The organism is Bacillus sp. 11B20, assembly GCF_056098985.1.
Genome location: NZ_JBLZWZ010000008.1, coordinates 319,641 through 335,256, shown reverse-complemented (window position 1 = coordinate 335,256; position 15,616 = coordinate 319,641). Strand labels below are relative to the sequence as shown.

At 41.4% G+C, this 15,616-nt stretch carries 14 protein-coding genes; 13 read left to right on the top strand and 1 reads right to left on the bottom strand.

The features are described 5' to 3' along the window. Window positions 1–47 precede the first annotated feature (47 nt). The 12 genes from xseA (at window position 48) to ACN6NB_RS10915 (ending at window position 13,108) form a co-directional block, all read left to right on the top strand. On the top strand, window positions 48–1,394 hold the full coding sequence (gene xseA / locus ACN6NB_RS10970) for an exodeoxyribonuclease VII large subunit (RefSeq protein WP_126681606.1): 1,347 nt from the start codon (window positions 48–50) through the stop codon (window positions 1,392–1,394). After that, entirely contained in the window at window positions 1,391–1,651 is a 261-nt protein-coding gene (locus ACN6NB_RS10965) for an exodeoxyribonuclease VII small subunit (RefSeq protein ID WP_003215880.1), read from the top strand. Before xseA ends, ACN6NB_RS10965 begins: the two co-directional genes overlap by 4 nt. Then, window positions 1,635–2,531: a polyprenyl synthetase family protein gene (locus tag ACN6NB_RS10960; protein WP_249116555.1), complete on the top strand. Its 897-nt coding sequence runs from the start codon at window positions 1,635–1,637 to the stop codon at window positions 2,529–2,531. Before ACN6NB_RS10965 ends, ACN6NB_RS10960 begins: the two co-directional genes overlap by 17 nt. Window positions 2,532–2,681: 150 nt before the next feature. Then, complete coding sequence (gene dxs / locus ACN6NB_RS10955) at window positions 2,682–4,583, top strand: 1-deoxy-D-xylulose-5-phosphate synthase (protein WP_144491421.1); 1,902 nt, start codon at window positions 2,682–2,684, stop codon at window positions 4,581–4,583. Next, window positions 4,580–5,434 (top strand): TlyA family RNA methyltransferase, encoded by an 855-nt coding sequence (locus tag ACN6NB_RS10950; RefSeq protein WP_126681609.1) that lies wholly within the window; start codon window positions 4,580–4,582, stop codon window positions 5,432–5,434. The genes dxs and ACN6NB_RS10950 overlap by 4 nt, the downstream gene beginning before the upstream one ends. Before the next feature lie 368 nt (window positions 5,435–5,802). Beyond that, complete coding sequence (gene ahrC / locus ACN6NB_RS10945; protein ID WP_024422938.1) at window positions 5,803–6,252, top strand: transcriptional regulator AhrC/ArgR; 450 nt, start codon at window positions 5,803–5,805, stop codon at window positions 6,250–6,252. Window positions 6,253–6,285: 33 nt separating this feature from the next. Next, on the top strand, window positions 6,286–8,019 hold the full coding sequence (gene recN, locus ACN6NB_RS10940) for a DNA repair protein RecN (protein ID WP_126681610.1): 1,734 nt from the start codon (window positions 6,286–6,288) through the stop codon (window positions 8,017–8,019). 199 nt (window positions 8,020–8,218) lie between these two features. Next, window positions 8,219–9,496 carry a SpoIVB peptidase gene (gene spoIVB / locus ACN6NB_RS10935; RefSeq protein WP_144491422.1) on the top strand — a complete coding sequence of 426 codons (1,278 nt, stop codon included), beginning with the start codon at window positions 8,219–8,221 and terminating at the stop codon, window positions 9,494–9,496. Between the two features lie 285 nt (window positions 9,497–9,781). Next, window positions 9,782–10,585 carry a sporulation transcription factor Spo0A gene (gene spo0A, locus ACN6NB_RS10930; RefSeq protein WP_024422935.1) on the top strand — a complete coding sequence of 268 codons (804 nt, stop codon included), beginning with the start codon at window positions 9,782–9,784 and terminating at the stop codon, window positions 10,583–10,585. Window positions 10,586–10,856: 271 nt separating this feature from the next. After that, the gene (locus ACN6NB_RS10925; RefSeq protein ID WP_474253359.1) at window positions 10,857–10,982 is read left to right on the top strand and encodes a hypothetical protein; all 126 of its coding nucleotides are present in this window, start codon (window positions 10,857–10,859) and stop codon (window positions 10,980–10,982) included. A 59-nt stretch (window positions 10,983–11,041) separates the two neighbouring features. After that, window positions 11,042–12,142, top strand: a complete 1,101-nt coding sequence (locus tag ACN6NB_RS10920; protein WP_048239244.1) for a Rap family tetratricopeptide repeat protein — start codon at window positions 11,042–11,044, stop codon at window positions 12,140–12,142. A gap of 228 nt (window positions 12,143–12,370) precedes the next feature. After that, window positions 12,371–13,108, top strand: a complete 738-nt coding sequence (locus ACN6NB_RS10915) for a glycerophosphodiester phosphodiesterase (RefSeq protein ID WP_474253358.1) — start codon at window positions 12,371–12,373, stop codon at window positions 13,106–13,108. A 33-nt stretch (window positions 13,109–13,141) separates the two neighbouring features. Here ACN6NB_RS10915 and ACN6NB_RS10910 read toward each other — a convergent pair whose 3' ends face one another. Next, the gene (locus ACN6NB_RS10910) at window positions 13,142–13,378 is read right to left on the bottom strand and encodes a DUF2627 domain-containing protein (RefSeq protein WP_039179838.1); all 237 of its coding nucleotides are present in this window, start codon (window positions 13,376–13,378) and stop codon (window positions 13,142–13,144) included. A 149-nt stretch (window positions 13,379–13,527) separates the two neighbouring features. Here ACN6NB_RS10910 and ACN6NB_RS10905 point away from each other — a divergent pair, with 149 nt between their 5' ends. Beyond that, window positions 13,528–15,600 carry a sigma-54 interaction domain-containing protein gene (locus ACN6NB_RS10905; protein WP_047202268.1) on the top strand — a complete coding sequence of 691 codons (2,073 nt, stop codon included), beginning with the start codon at window positions 13,528–13,530 and terminating at the stop codon, window positions 15,598–15,600. The last annotated feature ends 16 nt before the right edge of the window (window positions 15,601–15,616 follow it).

Here is a 15,616-nt window from a genome sequence, read left to right as displayed (position 1 = left end):
ATGCTGCCGGTGGATGAATGTGCGTTTTTGAAGAGGAGGAATACGTCATGAGTGAAAAAGCCTTTGTGACGGTCACAGCCCTTACAAAATACATAAAAAGAAAATTTGATGTTGATCCGCATTTAGAAGATATTTGGATCAAAGGTGAGTTATCCAATGTGAAGATTCATTCAAGAGGTCATGTGTACTTCACCTTAAAAGACGAAAACGCACGCATGCAAGCTGTCATGTTCCAGCGTTCCGCAGCAAAGCTGCCTTTTTCACCAAAAAGCGGAATGAAAGTGTTTGTACGCGGCGGAATTCAAGTATATGAACCAAGCGGCAACTATCAATTATATGCAAAAGAAATGCAGCCTGATGGTGTTGGTGCTCTTCATCTCGCTTATGAAGAGCTGAAGAAAAAGCTGGCAAGTGAAGGCTTATTTGATGCGCGCTATAAAAAACCAATCCCTGAATATCCAGAGGTTGTTGGTGTCATTACATCCCCAACAGGAGCGGCTGTCCGGGATGTCATTACAACGATTAACCGGCGCTATCAGCAGGCGAAAATCATTGTGCTTCCGGCGCTTGTCCAAGGTGAAAATGCCACTCGTTCAATCGTAGAGAGGATCAAGGAAGCAAATGAAAAACAGCTTTGTGATGTCTTGATTGTCGGAAGAGGAGGCGGTTCGATCGAAGAACTTTGGGCCTTTAATGAAGAAGCTGTCGCAAGAGCAATCTTCGCATCAGACATTCCAATCATTTCTGCAGTAGGGCACGAAACCGATTTTACAATCAGTGATTTTACTGCAGACATGAGAGCACCCACACCAACAGGAGCAGCCGAGCTCGCTGTTCCAAGCACAGCCGACTTAATAGAACGAATCAAATCCATCGACATTCGGCTGACAAGGGCCGTGAAGAATCAAACATCACAAGCGAAAGACCGTCTTGTGGCGCTGCAATCCTCTTATGCTTTCCGTTTTCCAAAACGATTGCAGGAGCAAAAAGAGCAGCAATTCGATTTGGTATTTGACCGTTTTCAAAAACAGCTGACGAGACAAATTGAACAAAAACGCAGTCAACTAGACCGCCAGACATACAGGTTGAAGCCGCTTCATCCAAAAGAGCAGCTGCTTCAAGCGAAAAAACGCCACGCCAATGAAACAGAACAGCTCATCCGCAGTATGAATGTGCAAATGAAAACAATTCATTCGCAGTTCCAATCTGTTCTTGGTAAACTAAATGCATTAAATCCACTTCAAGTGATGGAAAGAGGCTACAGTTTAGCCTATAAAGACGATGAACTGATTAAAAGTGTGAACCAAGTCGATACGAAGGATCAGCTGGCTATCACCATGAAGGATGGACGTCTGATTTGTGAGGTTATTGAGAAGGAGGGGCAATCATCATGACAGAATCAAATAAACAAAAAGAAGAACAAATGACATTTGAAGAAGCGATGAAAGGTCTTGAGGAGATCGTTGGGAAGCTCGAAGAAGGGGATGTACCACTTGAGCAAGCCATTCATTATTTCCAAGAAGGCATGACACTTTCAAAGCTTTGTCATGAAAAATTACAGCACGTTGAAAAGCAGATGGATTTCATTTTAAAAGAGGACGGTGAGCTGGCTCCTTTCTCAGTGAAGGAGGCAGATGCTGGTGACAAGTAATTTGCAGGATTTTTTAACAACACGAAAACAGGCCATTGAAGATTATTTATTTACATATGTTCAGGAATTGAAGATTCCAGAAGACCTAAAATCTTCGATGCTTTACTCTCTTAAAGCTGGAGGGAAAAGACTTCGTCCTGTTCTCGTTCTTGCTTTATTACATGCCTACGGCAAAAAAGAAGAAGATGGCATACCGGTTGGCTGTGCTGTAGAGATGATTCATACGTATTCATTGATACACGACGACCTTCCTTGCATGGACGATGATGACCTTCGCAGAGGAAAGCCGACCAACCATAAAGTATACGGGGAAGCAACAGCGGTTCTCGCTGGCGATGCTCTTTTAACAGAAAGCTTCCGTCTGATTACATCTCAGCTATCTAGCAGTGTCTCTCCTGACCAAAAACTCAAAATCGTAGATGAACTTGTGAAGTCAGCAGGTGCGTTAGGAATGGTTGGCGGTCAATTTGATGACATGGAAGCAGAGCAAAAACAAGTCCCGCTTGCAGAACTAGAATCCATTCACGCCCGGAAAACAGGAAAGCTTCTCACATTCAGCGTCACAGCAGGTGCCATGCTGGCAGGTGCATCAGATGACGAAATCGAAAAACTAAGAGAATTCAGCTATCATATCGGTATTGCTTTTCAAATCCGTGATGACATTTTAGATCTCGAAGGAAGCGAAGAAAAAATAGGAAAACGGGTCGGCTCTGATACAGCGAATGAAAAGTCGACATATCCTTCTTTATTAACGCTTTCAGGAGCAAAAGAAAAACTGCACGAGCATATCACACGTGCAAAAGAAATTGTCTCAAATCTTGAATTAGAGCAGCAATTGCTGCATGAGTTATGTGATCTGATCGCCTCAAGAGATCATTAAAAACAGCCTAGATTTGAGGGTCTTCGAGCAATTGTGGTAAACTGTAAACAGTTTATCATGATGAGACAACTCTTATTCCCGCTTGGTTTTCATAGGAATAAGGCATTATATATGTAGATAGAAATTTTGTTGAAAGCGAGTTGATCCTGATTGGATCTTTTATCAATAAAAAATCCAACGTTTCTAAAAGGAATGTCAATAGCAGAATTAGAGGAGCTTAGTGCTGACATTCGCATGTTTTTAATTGAGTCCTTGGCTAACTCTGGCGGGCATATCGGTCCGAATCTGGGTGTCGTTGAACTTACGGTTGCCCTTCATAAAGTATTTGACAGCCCGAAAGACAAATTCCTTTGGGATGTTGGACATCAGTCTTATGTTCACAAGCTGTTAACTGGGAGAGGGGCGGAGTTTGATACACTTCGTCAATATAAAGGACTTTGCGGATTTCCTAAACGAAACGAAAGCGAGCATGATGTATGGGAAACAGGTCACAGCTCAACGTCATTATCTGGCGCGATGGGTATGGCGGCGGCGCGTGATATTAAAGGAACAGATGAATATATCCTGCCAATTATCGGAGATGGTGCATTAACCGGAGGTATGGCGCTGGAAGCTCTGAATCATATCGGTGATGAAAAGAAAGATATGATCGTCATCTTAAACGATAATGAAATGAGTATTGCACCAAACGTCGGTGCGATTCACACAATGCTTGGCAGACTGCGCACAGCAGGCAAATACCAATGGGTAAAGGACGAGCTCGAATATTTATTCAAGCGGATCCCAGCTGTAGGTGGAAAGGTTGCTGCCACAGCAGAGCGTATTAAAGACAGCCTCAAGTATTTACTTGTGTCTGGTATGTTCTTTGAGGAAATGGGATTCACTTACTTAGGTCCTGTCGATGGACATTCTTATGAAGATCTTTTTGAAAACCTTGAATATGCAAAGAAAACAAAAGGTCCTGTCCTGCTGCATGTCATCACGAAAAAAGGAAAAGGCTATCAGCCGGCAGAATCCGATAAAATTGGGACTTGGCATGGTACAGGTCCATACAAAATTGATACAGGTGACTTTGTAAAACCAGCAGCAGCTGCCCCGTCATGGAGTGGTCTTGTCAGTGAAACAGTCAGAAAGCTTGCGCGTAAAGATGAGCGAATTGTGGCCATCACACCTGCGATGCCTGTTGGCTCAAAACTTGAAGGCTTTGCAAAGGAATTTCCAGAGCGAATGTTTGATGTAGGAATTGCTGAGCAGCATGCAGCTACAATGGCAGCTGGGCTTGCGACGCAGGATATGAAGCCATTTTTAGCGATCTATTCAACGTTCCTGCAAAGAGCTTATGATCAAGTGCTGCATGATATTTGCCGCCAGAACCTCAATGTATTTATCGGGATTGACCGTGCGGGTCTTGTCGGTGCAGATGGAGAAACGCATCAAGGTGTGTTTGATATTGCCTTCATGCGTCATATGCCGAATATGGTGCTCATGATGCCGAAGGATGAAAATGAAGGTCAGCACATGGTCAATACAGCCATTCAGTATGATGAAGGTCCTATTGCCATGCGTTTCCCGCGCGGAAATGGTCTTGGCGTGAAAATGGATGAACAGCTGAAAACCATTCCGATTGGGTCTTGGGAGGTTCTTCGTCCAGGGAAGGATGCCGTCATCTTAACATTCGGTACGACGATTAAAATGGCGTTGCAAGCAGCTGAGGAACTTCAAAAAGAAGGAAAATCAATTCGTGTTGTCAACGCCCGGTTTATAAAGCCGCTTGATGAAGCGATGCTAAATGACATTCTTTCTGAAGGGATTCCGATTTTAACGATTGAAGAAGCTGTGCTCCAAGGCGGATTTGGAAGCAGTGTATTAGAATATGTACACGACAAGAAAGCATCACATATCAAAGTAGAACGGATGGGTATCCCAGATCAATTTATTGAGCATGGAAGTGTTGATGCCCTGCTTGAAGAAATTGGTCTGACGAAAGCACAGGTTGCTGAGACTTTACGTAGCCTGCTTCCCGCAGCACCAAGAAAAGGAATTGGATCATGACATCAAAGAAAGAACGACTTGACGTTTTATTAGTCGAACAAGGACTAATGGAAACAAGAGAGAAAGCAAAGCGTGCCATCATGGCAGGAATCGTTTACTCAAATGAAAACCGTTTGGATAAACCAGGAGAGAAAATTGCTCGTGATACTCCGCTCACAGTGAAGGGGAATCCTCTCAAATACGTAAGCCGAGGCGGGTTAAAGCTCGAAAAAGCGCTCAAAGAATTTGACCTGACAGTTGAAGGGAAATTGTTGATTGATATTGGCTCATCTACAGGCGGATTTACGGATTGTGCTCTTCAAAATGGAGCGGTCAAATCATATGCTGTAGACGTTGGCTACAATCAGCTCGCGTGGAAATTAAGGCAGGATGACAGGGTGATCGTCATGGAGCGCACCAATTTCCGCCATTCCGTCCCAGCTGATTTTACTGAAGGATTGCCAGAAGTGGCTTCAATTGATGTATCTTTTATTTCACTTAAACTCATTCTGCCAGCTTTAAAGCATATTCTTGTTCCGGGTGGTGACTGTATTGCACTCGTCAAGCCTCAATTTGAAGCGGGCAGAGAGCTTGTTGGGAAAAAAGGCATCGTGCGCGAGCCGTCTGTCCACCTCGGTGTACTAGAAGAAATGAATCAATTTGCTGCTAAAGAAGGCTATGATGTAAAGGATGTTTCATTTTCGCCTATCACTGGTGGAGACGGAAATATTGAATTTCTGCTTCATTTAGTGCTTCATCCTGATCAAGAAGAAAATGCGGCACTTCCTGCTTCAGAACTTGAGAAGGTCGTGAAGGAAGCCCATTCTGTATTGAAAGAAAAGAAAAACAGCCCTGAGCCGGCTGACACATGAGATGATTGATACAAAAGGAATAATAGCTCGCTATTATTCCTTTTCAGATTGTTGACAAAGGGTTAAAATGATCTTTATTTTAGCCCTTTGTCTTCTTTTCAGCGTGATAGAAAACCTTTGAAGTCTAGGAAGTTCGAGCACTGGAGCGGAGCGAATTTGACATTCGTGAGCACCAGCGCGCAGGACTGACACCGAATGCGAGGGTTTGTCTACACGCTGAAAGGAATAATAGCTCGCTATTATTCCTTTTTACATGGTCAAAGACGAGAATCGGCTGGATCTCACGTAATGCTTGTTTTTTGAAGTGTGCATCATATAACATAGAACGTAAAGACAAACTGAGAATAAAACGCCTAGGGGGGGCAAATATGAATAAAGGTCAAAGGCATATTAAAATTAGAGAAATCATTGCAAGCCAAGAAATTGAAACACAAGATGAATTGGTCGATATTTTGAAAGCCGATGGATATAACATCACACAAGCGACCGTTTCTAGAGATATTAAAGAATTACATTTAGTGAAAGTTCCGACGAACAATGGAACATATAAATACAGTCTTCCTGCGGATCAGCGGTTTAACCCGCTGTCAAAGCTGAAGCGATCCCTAATGGATGCATTTATCAAAATGGATGCTGCCAGTCATTTAATTGTTCTGAAAACAATGCCGGGTAATGCTCAGGCGATTGGTGCTTTAATGGACAATTTAGATTGGGAAGAAATTATGGGAACGATTTGCGGAGATGATACCATTTTAATCATTTGCCGCACTCCAGATGATACAGAGACAGTTTCGAGCAAAATTTTAGAGCTTCTATAAAGAATCAGGTTTACTAAAAGAGGTGTCAAATGAGTGTTAGCAGAACTAACCATTAAAAACTTTGCAATCATTGAAGAGTTAACGGTTTCATTTGAAAAAGGACTCACAGTCCTAACAGGGGAAACAGGTGCCGGAAAATCCATCATGATTGATGCTGTCTCACTTCTCGTGGGAGGAAGAGGGTCCTCTGAATTTGTCCGCTACGGTGAAAAAAAAGCAGAGCTGGAAGGGCTTTTTCTTGTACCAGCCGATCATCCTGTATTTGCTCTATGCGAAGAGCAGGGAATTGACGCATCAGATGAAATGATGATCCTCCGCCGTGATATTAACAACAGCGGGAAAAGCATTTGCCGGATTAATGGAAAGCTTGTCACCATCTCACTTTTACGTGAAGTAGGACGGCTTTTGCTTGATATACATGGTCAGCACGATAACCAGCTGCTTATGGAAGATGAAAATCATCTGCATTTGCTCGATCAATTTGGAGCAGAAGAAATTGCACCGGCTCTCTTGCAGTATCAAGAAGCATATGATCAATATATGAAAACGGCTCAAAAGCTAAGACAGCTGTCCGAGAATGAGCAGGAAATGGTGCACCGCTTAGATTTACTGCAATTTCAGCTAGAGGAGATTGAGGCAGCGCAGTTAGAGCCGGGAGAAGATGAGCGGCTTCAGGAAGAGCGTCATCAAATCAGCAACTACGAAAAAATCTATTCCTCACTTCAAAACGCGTATAACGCCTTGCGTAATGAGCAAGGAGGACTAGATTGGGTTGGCATGTCCTCAAGCGAGCTTGAGCAAGTGTCTGAGATCAATGATGATTTGAAAAAGCTATCTGAACAAGTATCGAATTCCTACTACTTATTAGAGGATTCAACTTTCCAAATGCGAAGCATGCTGGATCAATTAGAATTCGATCCGGCTCGTCTTGATTTTATTGAATCCAGGCTGAATGAAATGAAGCAGTTAAAACGAAAATACGGCACAACCGTTGAGGAAATTTTGGAGTATGCGGCGAAGATTGAAGAAGAAATCGATCAAATTCAAAATCGAGACAGCCATCTGCAGACGCTCAAGAATAAACTGGATGCGATGAGCCGTGATGCCCTGCTGGAAGCACTTAACGTTTCGGAGCTGCGTAAAAAATGGGCCAAAAAGCTAGCGAAGCAAATTCAAACGGAGCTCAAGGATTTGTATATGGAGAAGTCATCATTTGATACAGCTTTTTCTATTCGATATGCGCCTTTTGGAAGCACCGATTGTCCGCTATTAGACGGAAAACCTGTCCAGCTCGGGAAAAATGGAATCGACCAAGCGCAATTTGTCATTTCTACAAATACAGGCGAACCGATGAAATCTTTATCGAAAGTAGCCTCAGGTGGAGAAATTTCACGTGTCATGCTCGCTGTGAAGAGTATTTTCTCAGCCAAACAAGACGTCGCATCCATTATCTTCGATGAAGTTGATACAGGCGTCAGCGGCAGAGTCGCACAAGCCATTGCTGAAAAAATTTACAAAGTAGCATCTGGATCACAAGTGCTCTGCATTACACATCTGCCTCAAGTAGCCGCAATGGCTGACACACATCTCTTCATTTCGAAACGCTCAAAAGCGGGCAGAACACTGACGAGTGTCAAACCATTAAGTCATGAAGAAAAAGTGAGTGAAATTGGCCGGATGATTGCCGGTGTGGAAGTCACAGAGCTGACAAAACAGCACGCAAAAGAACTATTGCACCAAGCAAATGATGTCAAAACAACAGGGTAGCTGAATCATCAGCTGCCTTTTTTTATGTTGTGTAAAAGACGGCGTATATACCCATAAAATCGTCTTTTTCTTTTATCAATTTATCCAATCATTTTCTAAAGCTGCCGGTTATAAATCCTCTCGAAGAAGGCAAAAGTAAAGATGTAGCCAAAACATGAGTGTTCTGGTGTGGGTAAGGAGCGAGGAGAGTGAAAAATGAATGCCCGAAAATATGAGAAAAGCCATTGGTGTGATTCTCCTTGTTTCTTTAATAAGTACAGGGTTTATGAGCATAGTGAAGGAATACATCAGCATTCCAACAAATGTTGCTGTATTTGAAAAACAGAAGCACTCAATTGACACATCGATTGAAGCGTCAGCCAATGCTTCTTCGCCAGCCTTTAGCCTTTCAGAGAAAGAGAATCAGCTGGATATTACAGGACAAAAGGCGGGAAAAGCCGAAATTGTTTATGATTTTAAAGGATTTCCTATTAAGAAAACAAAAGTTGATGTTCTCCCTGAATTAAAAGTCGTTCCTGGAGGACAATCCATTGGCGTCAAGCTCCACTCTGTAGGAGTTCTCGTTGTAGGTTTTCATCAAATCACAACAGCAGACGGCAAAAAATCACCAGGTGAAGCCGCAGGCATTCAATCAGGGGATATGATCATTGAAATCAATGGTCAAAAAATGGAAAAAATGAATGACCTCACCCCATTTATTCAGAAAGCAGGGAAAACGGGTGAAACGCTTCGTTTGCTCATAAAGAGAGATCATAAAACCTTTCAAACAACATTAACACCCGCAAAAGATGCAAGTGAAGGCATCTATCGAATTGGTCTTTACATTCGTGATTCTGCAGCAGGAATCGGCACGATGACCTTTTTTGAACCTTCATCTAAAAAATATGGTGCCCTTGGGCATGTGATTTCTGACATGGATACAAAAAAACCAATTGTTGTCGACAATGGTGAAATTGTTAGATCAACCGTGACATCGATTGAAAAAGGCACAGGAGGCAATCCTGGAGAAAAATTGGCGAGATTTTCTTCCGAAAGAAAAACAATAGGAGATATCTCTCGCAACAGTCCTTTTGGTATCTTTGGTACGTTAACCGAAAAGCTTGAAAATCATGTAGCAGATAAACCACTTCCAGTCGCTTTATCAAATGAAGTAAAAGAAGGCCCAGCAGAAATTTTAACCGTTGTGGATCATGATAAAGTGGAGAAGTTTGATATTAAAATCGTCAGCACAACACCGCAGAAATTCCCAGCAACTAAAGGAATGGTATTGAAGGTAACAGATGAGCGGCTCTTAAGTAAAACGGGCGGAATCGTCCAAGGAATGAGCGGAAGCCCCATCATTCAAAATGGCAAAGTCATTGGAGCTGTCACACACGTATTCGTCAATGATCCGACTAGCGGGTACGGCGTACACATTGAATGGATGCTGTCCGAAGCAGGAATCGACCTTTATCAAAAAAACAAAAAAGCAAGTTGATCATTTAACTGCCGCGAATCTTCCGGCAGTTTTTTTCTACCCTTTCTTTCTCTTCCATCATGTTATAAAATAAGGAAAAAGAGATTTTTCGACAAAATGGAAAAAAGCATGTTGTCAAATTGCAATAATCGTCGATTCTTTAAGAAAAACATAGAAAAAGCTAGATAATGCTCTATTATTCGGAAAATTAAAGTTTTTTAAAGGGGATAGCATGGTTTTGTCGAATTGAACACTCAGAAGAGAAATGCAAAAGACTAAAGGAATCGACATTGGGGAGGAAAGAACGTGGAGAAAATTAAAGTGTGTGTAGCTGATGACAATCGAGAGCTTGTTGGCCTTTTGACAGAGTACATTGAGGGACAGGAAGATATGGAAGTACTTGGCGTGGCGTATAATGGTCAGGAATGCCTGACATTATTTAAAGATAAAGAGCCCGACGTTCTCCTCTTAGATATTATTATGCCTCATTTAGACGGTCTTGCTGTACTAGAACGCCTCCGTGAAAACAATGAAATGACAAAACAGCCAAGTGTGATTATGCTAACGGCCTTTGGACAAGAAGATGTCACGAAAAAAGCAGTTGATTTGGGCGCATCTTATTTCATTTTAAAGCCATTTGATATGGAAAACCTAGTAGGTCATATTCGTCAAGTCAGTGGAAACGGCACACAAGTTACCCATCGCTCTTCATCAATCCAAAACAGTGTTCTTCGCAACAAACCTGAACCGAAACGTAAAAACTTAGATGCGAGCATTACGACCATTATTCATGAGATTGGCGTGCCCGCTCATATTAAAGGCTATTTATACTTAAGAGAAGCGATTTCTATGGTGTACAATGACATTGAGCTTCTCGGAAGCATTACTAAAGTGTTGTACCCAGACATTGCGAAGAAATTTAACACGACCGCTAGCAGGGTGGAACGAGCGATTCGTCATGCCATTGAAGTCGCTTGGAGCAGAGGGAACATTGATTCCATTTCCTCACTCTTTGGTTATACTGTCAGCATGTCAAAAGCGAAACCAACCAATTCAGAATTTATTGCCATGGTAGCTGATCGTTTGCGATTAGAGCATAGAGCTAGCTAGTTTATTTTTCATGAAAAAACGTTTCTTCATTGAGACGTTTTTTTATTTTGAAACATGTTGTCAAAAATTGGTTAGGTTGATAAAATCATTTTAATGTTTAAATTGGACAAACGGGCTGCTTTATTTTCAGAATAAAATGAAAAATAAAGCATGAAAAAAATAAAAAAGACATAAAGTAGTGGTAATCAGCTGCGTCAATCGATCATGAAGTCTTCAAAATAGAAGAAGAAAACGCTCATTCGTAAGAAAAAGGATGAGAGGAAAAGGTCTTATGGAAATGGTAATTAAAGCAAACGAGATCGAAAGTTCTATTTCTATTGACCTGATTGATTGGCGTTTTAAAGTCACTGGCTTCTTAGAGATTGTGCCATTTGAACTGAATATTCCCATTGTCTAATTTAATAATTTTCACATTCTTTTACTATGCTATAATAATGAAAAGAAGAGGGTGAGGTTATGGGAAAGCTGAAAATCCACTCTGCTGAGGTAGCGAACGAAATTAGCAAGTGGACGAGGGTCATTTCTCAGAATGACTTAGAAAAATCTGCTGTCTATAAAGAGAAAATTCAGAATTTGCTAAAAAATACAGATGAAGACCGTGAAGTTCTCCTTTATTATCAGCTTGTTGACGGCAGACATGAAATGTTACTTGGAAATATTGAAAAAGCCAATCAAATTATGAAAAGTGTCGGAACGCTTGATGAGAAGGCAGATGACATTATTAATTTTTATTTTTACTTTTACAAAGGCCAATATGCTGCATATGTGAAAAAGTATGATGAAGCCATTAGTTTTTACAAAATTGCAGAACAGCGGCTAAAACGTGTGAATGAAGACCTTGAAGTAGGAACTTTTCACCATAAGGTTGCTTCAATTTATTACGAACTGAAACAAAACTTCATATCCATTAATCATATTAAAAAAGCCATCGATACATTTAAAGCGCATGAAGAGTATACAGCGCAGGCAATTGACAGCTTGATTTTACATGCAAGTAATTGTATAGATTTGTTCCAATTCGATGAAGCAGAGGAGAAGTATCAAGAAGCACTTGAGAAAAGTAAGCGCATTAACAATGAAGTGCTGATTGGGAAATGCTATCACAATTTAGCTGTTCTTTATTATGCAAAGCATGATTATGAAAAAAGCGCACATTATGCAAAAAAAGGAATGGGCATTCAAATTCACCGTGACAATAGTCATTATTACATCCAATCTTTATATGTTCTGGCAAACGCCTTAGTGCATCTAGGAGATCAAGAGGCGAGGGAATATATTAAAGAGGGTATTCTGTATAGTTGTGATATCCAAAATAATGAATATATAGTAAAATTTGAAATTTTGGATTTGATGTGCGAGAATAGTGGGGCAGCAGACGTATTCTCTGAAAAATTAGACTACATAGAAAAAAATAGATTATATGTGGAGCTTGAGGATTTGTCTGAACAAATATCGAAATACTTCAAGGAACGAAATGATTATCAAAATGCCATTCGTTTTCTTGAAAAGAAATTCGATGCACAAATACTTCAAAAGAAAGTGGAGGTTATCTTATGAAAAAGTTGTTGTTAGGTGTAACCGTTGTTACAGCAGTCGCAGTTGTTTCTTCCCTTTTTGCTCTTGACGCAGAGACGACAGAGCAAGCCATCAGAGCGATTACGTGATCGAATTTATCTGTCAACCTCTTCATGCGAATCAGAAGAGGTTTTTTTTATGTGCTCAAAACTGGAAAAACGAAAAAAGACACGTCATAATGAAAGGAAGCATCATATTTAGAGGTGACCTATGACGAAAATTTTTGCACACAGAGGCTGTAAAGGCATTTATCCTGAAAACACCATGATAGCCTTCGAGCATGCACTCCATTCGGGAGCTGACGGAATTGAGCTGGATGTTCAGCTGACGAAAGACGGCAGACTTGCTGTCATTCACGATGAGAAACTGAACAGAACAACGAATATGAAAGGTTTAGTGAAAGACCATACATATGAAGAATTAAAAGCGGGAGATGCGAGTCATTCTTTTTATGAACAAACCGGTGCTGTATCCATTCCTCTTTTAGAGGAAGTATTAGAGCTAGTGACGCAGCAATCATCATTGATCATTAATATTGAACTGAAAAACTCCATTTATCGATATCCAGGTATCGAGGAGAAAGTAAAAAAGCAAATCGAGCATTTTCAAATAGAAGACCGTGTACTTGTTTCATCGTTTCATCACGGCAGTTTAGCTCTTTTTCACAAACTGATGCCGCATGTTGAACTTGCTGTACTCACAATGGATGTGATTCATCAGCCGGAGATGTATATAAAAACAGTACCAGCAAGAGGCTATCATCCAAATATTAAGGGTGCAGGCGTGACCAAAGAGGTTGTGTCAGCTCTCCATGCATCTCAGCAAGTAATCAGGCCGTTTACAGTAAACAGTGAAAAGCAAATGAAAAACATGTTTTCCTTAGGTGTTGATGGCATTTTCACTGATTTTCCTGACCGGGCCGTGAAAATAAGAGAAGAAATGAAATAAAGACCTGCTATCAGCGGGTCTTTTTTTCACGTTTTATCTCTGCTTAAAGCGAGCAGTCACTTTATTTCGTTTGCGGTCTCTATATAAAATAAAGCCAGCCACTACATAAAGACCTCCCCCTAAAAATAACAACCCTGCAATTCCTTGCAGCCATAAAAATGGAAATGGTGCAATGATGATGCCGAAAACAGTGTCACGCAGCAGCTTAATCCCAAGTGCAGCAAGCGCTCCAGGTATTAAAATAATCACTAGTGCAAGTATTCTCCCCATCAAATGTCCCCTTAAACGTCATTTACTTCCATTGTCTAATTCAAAAAATATTTTGTCAAGAAAGGAAAACGTGGTAATATAAGAGTTGTGCAATTTTTTGCAACGGAAAAATATGGTGTGCAAATTTTTTCATATAAAGGGGTAACGGGATGCAGAGAGTCTTGATTGTCGGTGCGGGACAGGGTGGATCAGCATTGCTAGAAACATTGCTGAAAACAAATATGATTCAAATCATTGCGATCGCCGACCTTGATCTTGAGGCACCGGGGATGGCAGAAGCGAAAAAGAATGGAATTGATACGACAACGGATTGGAAAGAATACATAAAAGATGACATTGATATCATCATTGAAACAACAGGCAGTTCAGCAGTGCTGAAAGAACTAATGGAAGAAAAGCCGGAGCATGCTGTCATTGTTCCAAGTTCAATGGCTTACGTCATATCAGAATTAATGTCAGAAAAACAACAGCTAATTCAAATATTAAAGGAACAAACCTATAAGCATGACCGCATTTTTAATGCAACGAACGATGGGATGATTTTTATAAACATGGACGAAGAAGTCGTCCTGTTTAATCGATCAGCGGCCAAAATGGTTGGATGTTCGCAAAAAGATGCGATTGGCCGCGACATACGAGAAGTGATCCCAAACACAAAACTTCCCGACATTTTAAGATCGAGAGAGCCAGAATTTAATCAAAAACAATTTCTGAACCAGCAAATACAAATCGTCACAACGCGTTTGCCAATTATTGATGACGCGGGGAGAATGCTAGGTGCTTTATCCATCTTTAAAGATATTACAGATGCCGTTGAGCTTGCGGAGGAAGTAACGAACCTTAAAGAAGTGCGAACCATGCTGGAGGCGATCATTCAATCGTCAGATGAAGCCATATCGGTTGTTGATGAGCAGGGAAAAGGGATCTTGATCAACCGAGCTTATACGAAAATGACTGGATTAACAGATAAAGAAGTTGTGGGGAAACCTGCAGGTGCAGATATTTCTGAAGGAGAAAGCATGCATTTGAAGGTGCTTGAAACAAGAAGACCGGTTCGAGGCGTCAGAATGAAAGTCGGGCCGAATAAAAAAGATGTGATCGTCAACGTAGCGCCAGTCATCGTTGATGGCATCTTAAAAGGCAGTGTCGGCGTCATTCATGACGTATCAGAAATTCAATCACTCACGAATGAACTAAATAAAGCAAGGCAGCTTATCCGGACACTTGAAGCAAAGTACACATTTGAAGACATCATTGGAGAAAGTGAGCAAATGCTTGTGGCACTTGAGCAGGCAAAGCTAGGCGCAAAAACGCCAGCCACCATTTTACTCCGGGGAGAATCAGGTACTGGAAAAGAGCTGTTTGCGCACGCCATTCACAATGAAAGTGACCGAAAATATAATCGCTTTGTACGGGTCAACTGTGCAGCCTTATCTGAGACCCTTTTAGAGTCAGAGCTTTTTGGCTATGAAGAAGGAGCGTTCTCTGGTGCAAGGCGCGGCGGGAAAAAAGGACTGTTTGAAGAGGCGAATCAAGGCAGCATTTTTTTAGATGAAATTGGTGAGATGACGCCAAGTACACAGGCGAAGCTGCTGCGCGTCATGCAGGAGAAAGAAATTGTAAGAGTAGGCGGAACAAAGGCCATACCAGTCGATGTTCGTGTCATCACGGCGACAAATGTCAATATTGAAAAAGCGATGGCGGAAGGAAAGTTCAGAGAGGACTTATATTATCGCATGAACAGATACCCGATCTCTATCCCGCCGCTAAGGCAGCGCCTTGAGGATATTGATTCGTTAAGCAAACGTCTCATCCAAAAGATCAATTTAGACTATGGACGGAACGTGCGCGGGTTAACAGAACAGGCGCTTCATAGACTGCGATCATATAAGTGGCCTGGAAACGTAAGAGAGCTTGAAAATGTACTTGGACGAGCCATGATCTTTTTAAACCCACAAGAAGAATGGATTGATGAGGGGCATATTTCTTTCATGGAGTCTGAAGATCAGGAAGAAAAAGAGCAGCAGGAACTGGCTGTCAGTCAATTTGAGGGAGAGACGCTTTCGGATGCTGTTGAGGCATTTGAAGCGCAGCTGATTAAACAAACCCTTGAAAAGCATCAATTCAATCGCACGAAAACAGCGAAAACGTTAGGGATCAGCATACGGAACCTTTACTATAAAATGGATAAATATCAACTTGCAAAAGATAGCATGCAATAAAATGCATGTAAACTGC